Source organism: Syntrophus buswellii, assembly GCF_046097065.1.
Classification (GTDB): Bacteria; Desulfobacterota; Syntrophia; order Syntrophales; family Syntrophaceae; genus Syntrophus; species Syntrophus buswellii.
The window spans coordinates 886,949-901,171 of the sequence record NZ_CP175563.1 but is presented as its reverse complement, the minus strand read 5'-3'; the positions used below and the strand labels follow the sequence as shown (position 1 = coordinate 901,171).

Sequence of the window (14,223 nt, the reverse complement as noted above, 5' to 3'; positions counted from 1 at the left end):
CCTCTTTTCATGACCCGTTTATTTGAGCGGCCTCAAGGCCATGAGAATTTTTACAGTACGAACCCGAGGCTCCAGCCATCCATTTCAGGATGAGCTCCGCCTCATCCTTTTTCCCGTAAGAGGAAAGTTTTTCACTGATATGTTTCAAGGTGGCTGATAGCGGAATCCCTTTCAGCCTTAACTGCCGGGACAATTCCCGGGCCTGTTCCTCTTTGTCTTCCAGGCAGTGAATAACCGCCATCAGAGACAACGCGGGGGGATAGTCAGGCATGTCCCGGAGCAGCTCTTCCAGCGCTGATGAAGCGGCGTTCAGCGAGCCGGCGATCATTTCACAATAGGCGTAAACATTTACATAGGCTGGCAGCTTGATCCTGGACTCTTTCATGGCTTTGCGTGCAAGCTCCAGCGCCTCGTCGCAACGATCAAGCATGATGTAAGCTGAGGCAAGCTGAATGTAGATCTCCGGCAACGGATCTCCACAGGATATGGCGGCAATGGTTTTATACCCCGCGGACTCCGGGTTTTCCCTCAAGAGATCCAGGAGTTCCAGCCAAAGACGGGCGGCTTCATCATATTTCTTCAGCAGTTGGGCTTGCTTTGCCAACTCGTAGACATATTTCATATTCTTCGGATCACGTTCATACTTCATCCTGCCCAGCAGATAGTACTCTCTGCTTTTCATCCCCTCCCGTTCCGTGTCCAGTTTTCCGTAGTGATGGACGACGATACTGGATCTGAGGATGGGGATCTTTGCTTGATGCAGTGAATACTCCACCAGTTCATGGACGGGGTTGGAGAACCGGATATTGCTTCTTCTTTTGAAAAGCCGCACCTTTGCGCTTGGGATCCATCCCGCTCCCATTTCCTCGGGATATTGTCCGTCATTCGCCGTCCAACCGATGATTCCAAATTTTTCCACATAATTCCTGGTGGTAATCAGATAAGCCGCCGGGGAAGAGGAAGGCGTTTCAATTAATGTACGCAGTTCTTTAAAATCGCGTGGAGAAAGGACCTCATCGGCATCGAGCACAAAAATCCAATCGCCGGTCGCCTGGGCAAGTGAAGCATTGCGGGCCGCCGAAAAATCTCCCGTCCAGGGAACCTCAAATACCTTTGCCCCGAAAACCCTCGCGATCTCCATGGTCCTGTCCGTTGAACCGGTATCCACAACAATCATTTCATCCACGATATCCCGGACGCTCCTCAAACATGCGGCCAGGTGCTTTTCTTCGTTTTTCACAATCATGCAAAGCGACAGCGTGCTTTTCTTTGACGGGTTCTCGATTTTCGATGGGCCGATCTTATCCCGAACAGCCATGGCCGCGCTCAAAATGCCCTCGTCAATGCCGAACAAGGCAAGGGCGTCTTCGATTTTCAGCATGGCCTCCTTGAGCTTTCCCAGTTGGAGAAGAATGTCAATATATAAGAAAGCGAGGTTTTTATTCTGTGGATACAGAGAAACGGCTTCCCGGAATTCAACCTCCGCATTGCGGAACAGCCCCAGGGAAGAGATGGCGGAATAATAAAGGGAGCTCGAATCTGGTACCGTTGGAGATAACATGAACCCCCTGCGCAGACAGGCAAGGCCCTCCTCCTTCTCGTCGATCCCCCAGAGAAGAACGCCCAGGTTTGTAGAGGCCTCCCCATAACCGGGATCCACCTCAACGGCCTTCCGAAAATAATCGACGGCCTCTTCTTTTGCTCCGCTCTTATAGGCCAGAACACCTTTAAGATTCAGCGCCTCCGGGCAACTGCCATTTTGCAGCAGGATTCTCTCCGCATATCCCGCCGCTTCGCTATCCAGCCCTAAGCCTTCCTGGGTGTAACCCGCGTACTGAAGGCCCTTCAGGTCATTTTTCACGGCCTCGGGCATGGTTTCGACAACGTCCCATGCCTCGGAAAACTGTCCGGATTCCATAAAGAGTCTGACCAGTTCAAAATAAACCTCCTTTGAATCGGGAATAAGCTTGATGCAGTTGATGAGCGTATCGACGGCTTGTCCCATCTTCCCCTTCTGGCACAGATCACCAGCCAGCTCAGTGGCCTTCAATACCGCCAGCTTTTTTCCTTCGGGGCTGGCCGGACCCAGTTCCCACTTTTTGTTAAGAATCTGTCTGTCACCATGGGATTTTCCGCCTTCAAGACGGTGGACAAAAACATCGCCGGCAATGTAATTCCGATAATCGGCCAGAGCGGCTCTCAAGCAGTAGTCTTCGTCTTCAAAATGCCCACTCTCAAAAGTTTCATCAAAAAGACCGATCTTTTCAACCACCGAGCGCTTAAACAGCAGACAGAATCCGGCTACGCACCTGCAGGGAATCCGTCGGTGCCGGTATCGCTCCATGAATTTTGCCGCGTATTTATCCAGAAAATCGACAGATCGATAAGAATCGTCCAGGACCTGCTGGATACCGCCGCCGCGATTGGTCATGGGTCCGACGATGCCGGCAGCGGAGCATCTGTTGAGGCATTGCAGCATGGAATCCAGCCATCCCCGGCTGACAAGGGCATCCTGATCCAGAAGCACAATGTATTCGCCTTGGGCGGCATTGATGCCCTGATTGCGTCCTTTTATCAGTCCGACGTTTCCCCTGTTCTCAATGAGACGACAATCTTTATTTTCCTTGACCTGACGTTTCAGCCACTTCATCGTGCTGTCCTTGGAATCGTTGTCTACAAAAACGATCTCGTAGGGCCGGCGCGTGTGCCTGCGGATGCTGTTGACGCACTTTTTGGTAAAATCCAGCCGATTCCGGGTGACGATGACGATGGATACGCTTCCTTTGACGGTTTCGCGCCGCGTCGGGAACGTCGCCGCTCCGTCCGGATTCTCCTGAAACGCTTCGGGATGCCTTTTAAATTGTTCTTCATACCTGGATACGATTTTCTTCACTTCCGGGTTGCCAGGCTGCTTGAAGTTTGCCTGACTCACCGTGTCCGCTGCATTCTGAAAATCGCCCTGTTCAAGAAAAATCCCGGAAAGAAGCACCAGGGAAGGAATGTGGTGAGGATCCGCCTGCAAAGCCCGCCGGGCATGGTCGATCGCCTCCTCCAACCGCCTCTGTTTTACCGCAATCGAAGCAAGCTGATAACAGGCTTCGGCAAAATCCGGGTCTCTGCTAAGATCATCCCGGTAAATGGCGCCGGCCTCCGCGTATTTTTTCTCATCGAGGAGTTGCTCCGGAAGCCGCAGGGCATCATAAGGATGGGCATACCGTGTCCAATCGCCATTGACTTCGAGGCTATTCGCTTTTGCGATGAAATAGCTTTCCCCCCGGATTCGCCTCTGGAAAAACCAGGGCCATTCCTCTTCATTTTCACATCGGGCAAGTGCCATGCGCAGGGGACGGACAACGTTGAGGTTGATGACACATAAGGATAGATCCGCATAAGGGATCCTCTCAACTTCCGGAGCCGAATCCGGTTTGTGCGCATGAGTAAGGGCCCCATAGTTTCCTGTGGGAACCATCACGGCGACATCGGGATAGCACAGGGCGTATTCCGTCAATGCGGAAAGAATTTCCGGAGACGGGGCAAGGCGGGAATCGATCAGCACCAAAAAATCGAATTCATTTTTTTCAAGGGCTTTCAGGATCAGCGCCGAGATCGTTTCGCCGCGGCCCGGGATGATGTCTCCGTTATATTTTCTGGCTAAAGCGGCATAACCATATTCGGCACGTGATTTTCCCCCCCCCCTCCCCTTTTCAACGAAACAGACCCGGGGCGTTCGAATGGCTGTCCGTTCATCAACGGGGATCTCCTCATCCAGCCTGTAGGGTCTCACCTTGATGACCCCATCGGCCCCGACGGAAACCCGGTCGTTTTGCTGAAGCTTCCGGCGATATTTTTCCTTGTTGACATTCTGAGGGGCGCCGAAGAGATCCGGACGATCCTGCCTTGTCGTTACGCTGCCAAAATGATGGATAAAAACATCATTGGCCACGAGCATCCTGTATCCTGCCAATGTGAGCCGCAGGGAAAAATCATCATCGCTGAATCCGTAGCCGCCCTCCCTGCCGTTGGTGGGGAGATCGGGATCAAACCCGCCGATTCGCTCAAGAACAGATTTTTTCAATATATTCGCGACACCAACCACTCGATGAATGACGAAGTTGGACCCCTTGTGCCGTCTGCACCACTCGTCGGCAAATGCATGAAAGGCCTCCACCGTGTCGTACTCCGTCGGCATCATCTGGGGACCACTTACATTGTTCGAACGGGGCCCCACCATGGCTATGTCGGGCGCCGATTCCATCTGCCGAATAAAATTTTCGAGCCAGCCCTCGTGTACGATGGCATCATTGGCCACACATGCGATATATTTCCCACGGGCAAGCGAAAACACATGGATACCGATTTCTTCCACGACCCTGTTCTGAAAATGCCTGATAACACGGGTGTCGGGATGAAAGTCCTTTACCCGCTCAAAGTACTCGAACGTTCCATCAGCAGAACCGTTGTCAACAAGCAACAGTTCGTACGAACCGTTCGTATAGTGCAGAATGCTTTCCACACACTGCCTCGTGTACTCCAGTTTATTGAATGCCAGGACGATGATGCTGGTCTCGATTTCCCTTTCCTCAGGGGTGACGGACTCTTCCGTGCATCCCCTTGGATCGGAACATCCTGGAGACGCCGCCTCTTCGCCCCCCGGGAAATCTGACACGCCGGGGTATGGGTTTCTGGTGCCGGCCGGCGCCGACTCTCCGGGAATGGCGGCAAATCCGAGACACTCGAACATATCCTTCAGCCGATGAGACCAGGTATGTTCGGCCAGGGTGCGTTCATAACCGCGACGGGCGATTTCTTCACGCTCCTTGTCGTGCACCAGATAATAACGGCATTTGTCAATCAATTCCTCCAAAGAGGATGCGACGGCGACCTCTCTGCCGGGTTCATAGTATGCATCCAGATGTCCGGCGGGAATGGTCAAGAGAAAACCTCGGCAGCCCGGAACTTCAAAGGTCCGTTTCTTTATCTGCCTGGCTGCGAAATCACCGATATCGTCCAGGTTCAGGTTGATTCTGGATTGGCGGAAGATTCGCACCATATCCGCTAAAGGCAGGGTCAGATCCTCCTGCCAGTCTGGTCCAAAGGTACCGACAGCCAGGCCGTGTTGCCTCATTTTCCTGATAATTTCTGAGCGATCGCCTTTTGCGGTCCCGCAAAAGCTGATCCCCCGGCTTCTCGGCGAAAACGGCAATGCGTAGGTGAAGGGATTGAATCCCCATTGGGACATCATGATTTTTCTTCCGAAACCTGCGGCGGCATACCGTTGTGCGGAGTCGGGCGACAGGGTGACGATCAGATCCGCACACGCCTCCGAAAGCGCCAACCCGCCCCCCTGCCGTTCCTCTTGATCGTTCATCCAGAGAACGGTCTGCGTATCGGTTGAACCTGTAATCCGCTTTAAACAGGAACGCACAAACTCTGCAAAGCCGTCTGAAGAACCGCCATAGAAGAGGATGTCCGGTTTTTCCTTGAGGACGATGTTTCCCAGTTGCCCGCACATGGCTTCAATACCGCTGCGCCGCGCCTCGGCGGCGCAGTCGTAAAAATGCGCTTCAATATTCTCAAAGCGGTTGAGTGCATCAAAGAGATTCCACCAGACATAGTCGTAGCCCCGTCTCGCACTGCCGGATGCGTATTTGCTGCCGGCGGCCAGTACCCGGATTGCCGGCTTTCTGCCGATCAGGAACGATGTTCCACGGGCCTTCCGGGCATCAGCGGACTTGGAGGAGGCCTCCGTGGACACTCCGCTGATTCTTACCCCTTCATCGGCAGCGGACGCATCGGCGCATGGCTCCACAGGTCTGCCGTTCAGGCGCGCGGCGTCATAGGTTACGGGATTGCCGCCTGAAAGACCGGCGGCCACTGCAGCCGGATGATGAATATCATTGTGATCAGTCATTTCATGAAGTTCCTCATTCAGATCCCGGAGAACACCGGATTGCAAGGCTTGAATGCCGGGATCAAACTCGTTCCAATCCATCACCACGCAACACGGCCACCGGCATCTTCAGGTTACATTCCTGGCGGATCTTCCATGCCACCTCGTCGGAATAACTGCCGGCAATGACAAGAACGGCATCCACAGGATCCTCAAACAGGGCCTCAGGGGCAACAACGGGCAGGTGAGTGGCCGGAGTATACCTTCCCTGTTTGAACGGCGCGGAATCCACTACATACCGGATGCTTCCCGCAATGCCGGTCAGTGCGATCAGGGCCAGTGCCTGATGTCCCGCTCCCCAGACGGCTACGCGTTTTGCGGCGAATGGTTTCAGATAGGTCATCACTTCGGCTGTGATCTTCTCCTGATGCCTGTGGAAATAGGTGATGTCCAATGGCGGACGCTTTTTCACAACGGCGGAAAGGACATAATCATTTCGAAGTTCCTCACAACCTGTCCATTCGAATCCGTTTAGCTGCAGGGTGGACTGCAGAGTCTCCCTCGTAAAGTAAAGAAGGTGATCGCCGATAAATTCCGAGAATAGTCCGTTCTTCAGCACCATGTCGAAATTCGGCACTTCAACCAGGCCGACGGCCTGATCCGTAAGGTTGTCATAAAGGGTCCTCAGTGCCGCATTGGGGTCGGGCATGTGCTCTAAAAACATCAACAGCAGGAACGCGTCAAAGGGCCCGTTTTCCAGCAAACCCGTACACCCGCCGGGATAGCCCCGGGCGACATGCAGGCCGGCCTTGAGACACTCAGCGACGGACGTTTCCGAGAACTCCAGCCCATAGGCCTGAACCTCCAGCGCCGACAGCAGGGAAAGGAACTCACCCCGTCCGCAGCCGATCTCGATCATTTTCTTTCCACGAAGGGAATGCTTTCCGATGAAATCAGCAAACTGCCGTGCCTTCTCCTTTTTTATCGCCTCGGAGACCGCGGCAGCCCGTATCACTTCCCGATAATAGGGGACCGGTTCGCCGCTCAGCTGCACCAACCCGCACCCCATGCACTGACAGACCTCCAGGTCCAGCCCCGTCTCGTCGGCCAGATCCGCCGCCGCCGGGAAGTTCTGCGCGGCCTTCGGCATGTTTTCATACCGGAGCAGGGGTCCTCTGAACAACTCCCGTCCGCACACCCTGCATGCCCGAATTGCCATTTCCTTCTCCCTGATCTTCACACCTGTTTATGATCCGTCGGGAAATCATCGGACGCCGACTCTTCTTCCCCAACGACGTGAGGTGGCTGGTGCCCACAGCCCCGGCCAAAAAATGATCCGCGCAGATTCGCGACAGGAAATCCGTCAATGTTGTCCAGCGTGTAATGGCTGCTCGCGTAGATGTCACACCGAGCACAGGAATAATTCTCATGCTTCCTGTTTTCCAGCTGCATCTTCTGAAACTCATACCAGGGACTGGAGTTCCAGAGCTCCTGCAGACTCCGGTCATTTATATTTCCCAGATTCGTGCCGCCGATAAAGTCCACACAGCAGGGCGAGATGTCGCCGTTGTTGCGGACCGCCATCGTGGTGAACGGCATGGGGCAGGCGACACGGCGCGTCCTGCTGAGCCTGAGATCGGCCATTGCCTGGTCTGCACCGTCGTTATAATAATTCCTGATGAAATCCGCGTTTTCCACTTTGATCCAGGCATGCGGCTTGTCAATGTACGCTTCATCGGCAACATCCCGGTACAGGCGGATAAACCGTTCATTTTCCCCGCTGTAGGAATCAAGCATTTTGCACCCGACAAAGGGCCTTTCGGAATGGCTGGACTGCTTGATTTCCTGCAGGATGCGGAGATTTTCATGAATGGCGCTGACCTTGGCCCCTGATCCGGTAACCGTTTCGTGCCGTTTTTGGTCGCACGCATAGATTGAGACCCTCAGATAGTCCAGTTGGTGCTCCACCAGCTGTTCAGCGATGCCCCGGCTCAGAAGAGAGCCATTGGTGGTGGTTTCAATCCGCTCGGCAATGTCTGCACGGCGCGCGATACTCAGCATGTTCCCGAAGTCCGGGTTGATGAGCGGCTCTCCGTACAGGCTGAGCTTCAAAACCTTGAGCTTCGGCCCCCGCCATGCCTTCAGTTGATTTATGACCTCCTGGAAACGCTCTATCGGCATGTTGCCCCGGATTCCGGTGAAGTAGGAGTCATCCCTGATGCTCTGGAAACACTGGATACACCTGAAATTGCAGAGGCTGGAAGGCTCGATGAGCACGGTAAAAGGCTTCGCAAGGGGCAGCACTTCCATCAGGTTCTGACGATTGGTGCTTTTCAGTTCCGTGTATTTAATCATGCGCGCACCTGCCTCATGACAAAAAGTCCTCCTTTTCAAAGGCTTCGCTCCAGTGAAGCGGCAGGGGTCTGCCATAAAATTTCGTCATGTAGTTTTGAATAAACCCCCTGTTTTCGCCGGACAGACAAAGCCGATTGAACCTGTTGAAAACCTTGATGCTCTGACCGCGACTGATGATGTCCGCAAGACGTTCTTCAAAGATGTTGCCGATGGAAATGTGGATGAACACACAGGGCAGGACATCACCGTACGGCGTCAGGTGCAGCGTGGAATGGACACAGCCGCATCCCTTGTCCATGCCGTACGAGGGAAAGGTGTCGCGGTGCAGAACCGGGTACTCCTCATGGGCCTTCCTGAGAAACTCCGCATCTTCCGGCGTGATCAGCACCTCATGTCTGCCCTCCCACGCACCGATGGCCCGCGCCACCATGACATCGAGAGAAAAGCCGTTTTCCTGCGCGAACCTCGCCATTTGAAGAGTCCTTTCCGTGCTGCAATTCTGGTGAGTCACTACCGTCTGCACCACCACGCTGAGATCCGCATCGCGGGCATTCATCATTGCATCCACGGCCTTCCTGTAGGCCCCGGGATGGTCCCGGTTGGCGTCGTGCAGCTTTTCGTCAAAATCATCCATGCTGATCTTTACCTTGTCCAGGCCGATCGCCTTGAGGTGCCTGGCCATGGCCGGTGTCAGAAAATGGCCGTTGGTACTCATGCTGAGGTGAAATTTGTCCGGTTGAAGTGCAGCGATAACTTCATCGAGATCCTTGAAAATCAGCGGCTCACCGCCGGAGAGGTTGAACTGGCACAGGCCGAGAGCATCCGCCTCATCACTGAGGTTTTTCAAGTCGACAGGGGTCAGTTTGCGCCCTTTATTTTCAAATCTGGCCGCCGAACAATGCCGGCACTTCAGATTGCAGGCATGGCTGTACGCAATATCGATGATGGGTGTGGCAATCCCCTGCGCATGGCGTTCACTGATCCGGATGATTTTCTCATAGACGCCGGGCTTTTCACGGCGCAGTTTGGTTCGCTTGGCTTCTTCGATCGCTTTTTCCTGCATGGATCCTCCACTCCAATCTCTTACGGAACCGCATAACATACGGTCTCATACTCAAGGTTTGTATGGTGCCTCAGAAAGATTCTATATTCGGGCACGAGGCTCTTTAAGTATGAGGGAATTTCCCAAAGGTGTTCCGGCCTGTGATACACGCAGACGGCAAGCTTCGGTTTCTGATTCCTGATGACTTCTTCAGCCCCCAGCAGAGCCTTTAACTCAGAACCTTCAATATCCATTTTGATGAAACTCACCTCGGCATCTCCCGTGATATCGGAGAGCCGGACAGCCCTGCCGCTTTCTCCGGGGGAACCGATCACATTCATACAGGAGCTTTCACTTCCGGCCTCGCCACTTTTGTAGGATATCTCTGTCTGCTCATCCCAAAGACCGCAATTGTACAATGCAATCTTGTTCCTCAGCGCTGGATCCAATTGGCCGCAGGCTCTTTCCAGGTCCGTAAAATTGTTCCTGTCCAACTCAAAGGCGAAGATGGATTTGAATTCCTTCCCGCTTCTGTCCACGAATTCCAGCAGCGTGTCGCCATTATAGGCCCCGGCATCCACAAAGACTTCATCGGGCCGCAACTGTATAATATCAGACGGATAATACTGGTCCCTGGAAAAGATACCGCGGTAGCCGGCACCTTCGATAGAAAAAAGAAACCAGTTGCTGATCAGGACCAATAAAATCCTTCTGGATTGCTCGTCGCTCAACAGATCCACCATCCTGACGGCGTTGCGCCTGATGACTTCAAGGTTTTCCGGGCGCTGGAGGTAGGCTTGATTCAGCAATCGATATTCCGTCATGACATGTATATTGTTCAAACCCCTCTTTTTGAGCTGTTCGTGGATCTCGCGGTACGATTGCGTCGCGATGAGCACGGCAACATCATTGCCGAATCCAGCCAGTTCATCGGGCGAAAGGCATTTCAGATTCTGATGGTAATAGGTTCCCCATTTGGCCGGATCGTTGTCACAGACAAAATCTATTTGGAGCGTCGTGAAATTTCTGATCGCGGCAACGATCGGATGGGATATCGTGCCCAGACCGAAAACGCAGACATATTTTGAACCGTTTATGCGCTCGAGGATCTCCGCCACGGGATCCGGTTTCTGCTCCCCCACTTGGTCCAGCAGCTGTTCAATCTCTTTTTTATAATCTTTCATCCGTTCCTCGGTCTGCCCCGCTGCCCATGCATTTTTTCCAGCGGCCTTCAACTCTCTCATCACCTAAATCCCCGATCATGGAAGCCCTGTTAAATGGTGGCATAGCAAATCGTCTCGCAATCCAAAACGGCATGATGCCTGATGTATATCTTGTACTCAGGCACCAGGCGCTTCAGATAGAGGGGAATCTCCCACAGATGCCGGGGCTTGTGATAAATGGAGATGGCCAGTCTGGGTTTCTGCCGTACAAGCAGCTCCTCGGCCCCGGACAATGCCTCCATTTCAGAGCCTTCGATGTCCATGTTGAGATAGGTGACTTTTCTATCCTTCAACATATCGGAAAGTCTCACGACTTTGGCCACGTTGACGGCGCCGGCGGCTTCGCTGATGCGCGAATCTTCACCCTTGCGATACCCCGCTTCGTAGCCGATCATCTTTTCTTCGTTCCAGACGCCGCAGGGATATAAGTGAATTTTGTCCCTGGTTTGACCGTCCAGGCGGTTCACGGTGCTCTCCAGGGCCTTGAAGTTTCCTTGATCCAATTCGAAGGCATGGATCTCCTCGAACGAGCCCCTGGTTCGATCGATAAATTCCAACAGGGTGTCGCCGTTGTATGCACCGGCATCGACAAAGGATTCCTGATCCGTCAAATCAATAATCCCCATGGGATAATGGGAATCTCCCGTGCAGATGGCTTTCAAAACGGCCCCGGAAAAGTCCGGATCGAACCAGTTTCGGATCAAGACGTTCAGAATGCCTCTGGAGTGGTCATCCTCCAGGATCTCCATCAGGTGCAGAACGTTTTTCCTGATGGCGGGAAGATTGTCCCTGTCGTGGAGAAAGTCGCGGTTGGCCAGCCGGTATTCCCCGAATACATAGATTTGATCAAAATCCATTTCACAAAGCTGCGCATAGATGGGTTCCCAGAAGATCGATGCGACAATGACGGCGACCTCGGCCCGTTGCTTCCGGAGCTCCGCGGGGGAAAGGCAGACAAGGTCCCCGTAAAAACACTTTCCCCATTTCGCCGCATCGTTGTCGCACATGAAGTCGATTCTTAGAGCGAAAAGCGAGCGGAGCAGGAACACGATGCGTTGCGACGTCATGCCGGCACCAAAGACGCAGACATATCTGGACTCCCGAATTCTCTCGATGGCCCGGTCCAGGCGATCCTCCCTTCCGGCCTTCAAGCCGTCCAGATAGGACGCCATTTCTTTTTGATAATCTCTCACGAAGAGATCCCTTTCCGTGATATCGTAATGCCCCTCGCCATCATGCATCCATCAATCCGGAGCTTACGGCACCGCGTAGCATACGGTGTCATATTCGAGAATTCCATGATGCCTCAGGTAAAGCTTATAGTCTGGAACCGTTTTCTTCAGGAATAACGGCACCTCCCACAAGTGTTCAGGCCTGTGATAAACACAGACGGCAAGCTTCGGCCTGTGCCTTCTGATCATCTCCTCAGCTCCGCGCAAGGCTTTCATCTCGAACCCCTCGATATCCATTTTCATGAACGTCACCGCTTCGCCTTTTAAAAGTTCCGACAACCTGGCAATCCGACCGACATTCATTCCACGGCCGCCTTCAATGACGCAGGAATTCAGCCCCTGCCCGCCTCCCTTTTCGTAACGGATCTCCTTTTCTTCATCCGCGAGTCCGACGGGGCACAGCGTTATTTTATCGCGTATCGACGCCTCCAGCTCATCGACGGTATGCTCCAGCCGGAGGAAATTGTCCTTGTCCAGTTCGTACGAGAAGATTTTAGCGAATTTTCCCCCGGTCCTGTCCAAAAATTCCATCAACGTATCGCCATCGTATGCACCGGCATCCACAAAGATCTCCTGCTCGCCCAACGAAATAATCCCCTCGGGATAATAGGGATGGCCGGAACAGATTCCCCCATAGCCGGCATCGTCCATGCTGAAATCGAACCAGTTGTGGACAAGGGTAAGCAGCACTTCCTTCGATTCCTCGTCTTCCAATATCTCGAGCAGCGCCAGGGTTTTTTCCGCTATCGTATCGATATTGCCCTTGCTTTTGAAAAAATCGCCGTAAAGGAGCCGAAAGACCATCAGAACATGTATGGGGTTGAACCCACTGTTTCTCAATTGTTCGTAGATCTCCCCATAATATTGAGTGACTAGAACAACGGCAACCTGCCCCTTGTAGGCTTCGAGATCATGAGGTGACATGCAGATCAAATTCCCGGGATAAGATTTCCCCCATTTGGACGGATCGTTATCTGAGAGCAGGTTGATTTGAACGCCTGCATGATTCCTCAACGTGTCCATCACCGGGTGAAATGTTTTCCCGATGCCGAACAGGCAGACATGTTTTGATCGCCGGAGATCTTGAAGGGCAGCCTCCAGATAATTCCGCCCCTGGTCCCTGACCGTGTCCAGATAGGCGGCAAGATCCTTCCGGTAATCCCTGTTGGCCTTTTCTGAATGCGTACCCATGGTTCTCCGATCTGTTCAGGGGATGAGAAATATGTCCGTATACGTATCCCTGTACCGCGTTGGCAGAAGATCGATCTCCGAAATGCTGTGAACGCTTTCGCCCTGGACATTCAGGTATTCCCGAACATCGACATATCTCGAGAAATGATCCTTGCAGAACCGGCACAGGAGCTCCGTCGTGTTTGTCTCCTCCAGGCCATAAGGCCAGAATTCCATTTGTACGGCCAATTTCCCGAAACGGGATAACAGCCGCTCCGCTCCCCGGAGGACGAAATATTCATAGCCTTGAACATCAATCCACATAAATGCGACATCATCGGCGCAATCTTTCGCCACGTCATCGATCGTTACGGCCACAATCCGTTCCACCTTGGAATCCGGAGCACGAGCCGCACTGTTTCTCACCCGATGATCTCCCGATGAGTCCGGTGACAGGAGCAGATCGACAGGATCATTCGAATTGGAAGCGGCGGCGTGAATGGCTCTGATCTTGCCATGGAGTTTGTTCAGGTAAATGTTGCACTGCAAGAGGGCAAAATTGTCGCTGGATGGCTCGATCGCTATCACATGGGACACATGATCATTTTTTGCCGCTGCCAGACTGGTGGTGCCGATGTTGGCGCCAACGTCCAGGAAAACGCCCCTTCTGGCGCCGAAATATGTTCCGGCCAAACCGAAAAAGGCATCCAGTTCTTTTTGAGAGAACGCTCCGCTGTTGATCAGAGAGGACGCGATGACCGCGTCATGAGACGGAACGAGAAATGTGAAATTATTTTTTTCAACAGGAACAATGGTGCCTTTTGTCACAGTGTATCTCAGGGAAATGCCGGACTGGTCATCAATATAATATTCATAGAGATTGCCTTCATCGTTCTTCATCAAAAAATTGGCAGCTAAAACAATCTTCTCTTTACGGACGCCCAGGCCAAGAAGTTGCCTGACCACCTGCTCCTGGTGAAGGATGATGGTGATGATCACGCTGTCAAAAGCGTAGTTCCGGATTTCTCCGGGATGAACGACCTCTGCGCCGTTAACGAGAACGCCTTGTTTCTGTTCATCGTTATCCATGAGGGCAACGACGTCATAGGTTTCAAACAGATCATCTTTCAAGGTATGGAAAAATTGGCCGATCCCGAAGACAATGACCTTCGATTTGGCCTTTTTTCCCGGGATCATTGGCTGTTCAAACATAAAATTTTCCGTTCTTCGTTCAATTCAAAGCAGGCACGATGAGGCATGGAGGAGACATCATGGATTTTTTCCGTTTCGCAAGCCGTGCTGCCCCGTGAG

Annotated in this window: 8 protein-coding genes; all 8 read right to left on the bottom strand. The window is 53.0% G+C overall.

All coding sequences use genetic code 11. The features are described 5' to 3' along the window. Window positions 1–7 precede the first annotated feature (7 nt). Window positions 8–5,911, bottom strand: coding sequence for a glycosyltransferase (locus ACJ77P_RS04050; RefSeq protein WP_408999046.1), 5,904 nt, complete (start codon window positions 5,909–5,911; stop codon window positions 8–10). Between the two features lie 61 nt (window positions 5,912–5,972). Then, the gene (locus ACJ77P_RS04045; RefSeq protein WP_367359550.1) at window positions 5,973–7,109 is read right to left on the bottom strand and encodes a methyltransferase domain-containing protein; all 1,137 of its coding nucleotides are present in this window, start codon (window positions 7,107–7,109) and stop codon (window positions 5,973–5,975) included. Between the two features lie 17 nt (window positions 7,110–7,126). Beyond that, complete coding sequence (locus ACJ77P_RS04040; protein WP_367359551.1) at window positions 7,127–8,245, bottom strand: radical SAM/SPASM domain-containing protein; 1,119 nt, start codon at window positions 8,243–8,245, stop codon at window positions 7,127–7,129. 13 nt (window positions 8,246–8,258) lie between these two features. After that, a complete protein-coding gene (locus tag ACJ77P_RS04035) occupies window positions 8,259–9,308 on the bottom strand; it encodes a radical SAM/SPASM domain-containing protein (RefSeq protein WP_408999045.1) in 1,050 nt (349 codons plus the stop codon). Between the two features lie 20 nt (window positions 9,309–9,328). Then, a complete protein-coding gene (locus ACJ77P_RS04030) occupies window positions 9,329–10,531 on the bottom strand; it encodes an FkbM family methyltransferase (protein WP_408999044.1) in 1,203 nt (400 codons plus the stop codon). A 29-nt stretch (window positions 10,532–10,560) separates the two neighbouring features. Further along, window positions 10,561–11,751, bottom strand: coding sequence for an FkbM family methyltransferase (locus tag ACJ77P_RS04025; protein ID WP_408999043.1), 1,191 nt, complete (start codon window positions 11,749–11,751; stop codon window positions 10,561–10,563). 15 nt (window positions 11,752–11,766) lie between these two features. After that, window positions 11,767–12,933, bottom strand: coding sequence for an FkbM family methyltransferase (locus tag ACJ77P_RS04020; RefSeq protein WP_408999042.1), 1,167 nt, complete (start codon window positions 12,931–12,933; stop codon window positions 11,767–11,769). 15 nt (window positions 12,934–12,948) lie between these two features. Next, entirely contained in the window at window positions 12,949–14,124 is a 1,176-nt protein-coding gene (locus ACJ77P_RS04015) for an FkbM family methyltransferase (protein ID WP_367359556.1), read from the bottom strand. Window positions 14,125–14,223: the final 99 nt, after the last annotated feature.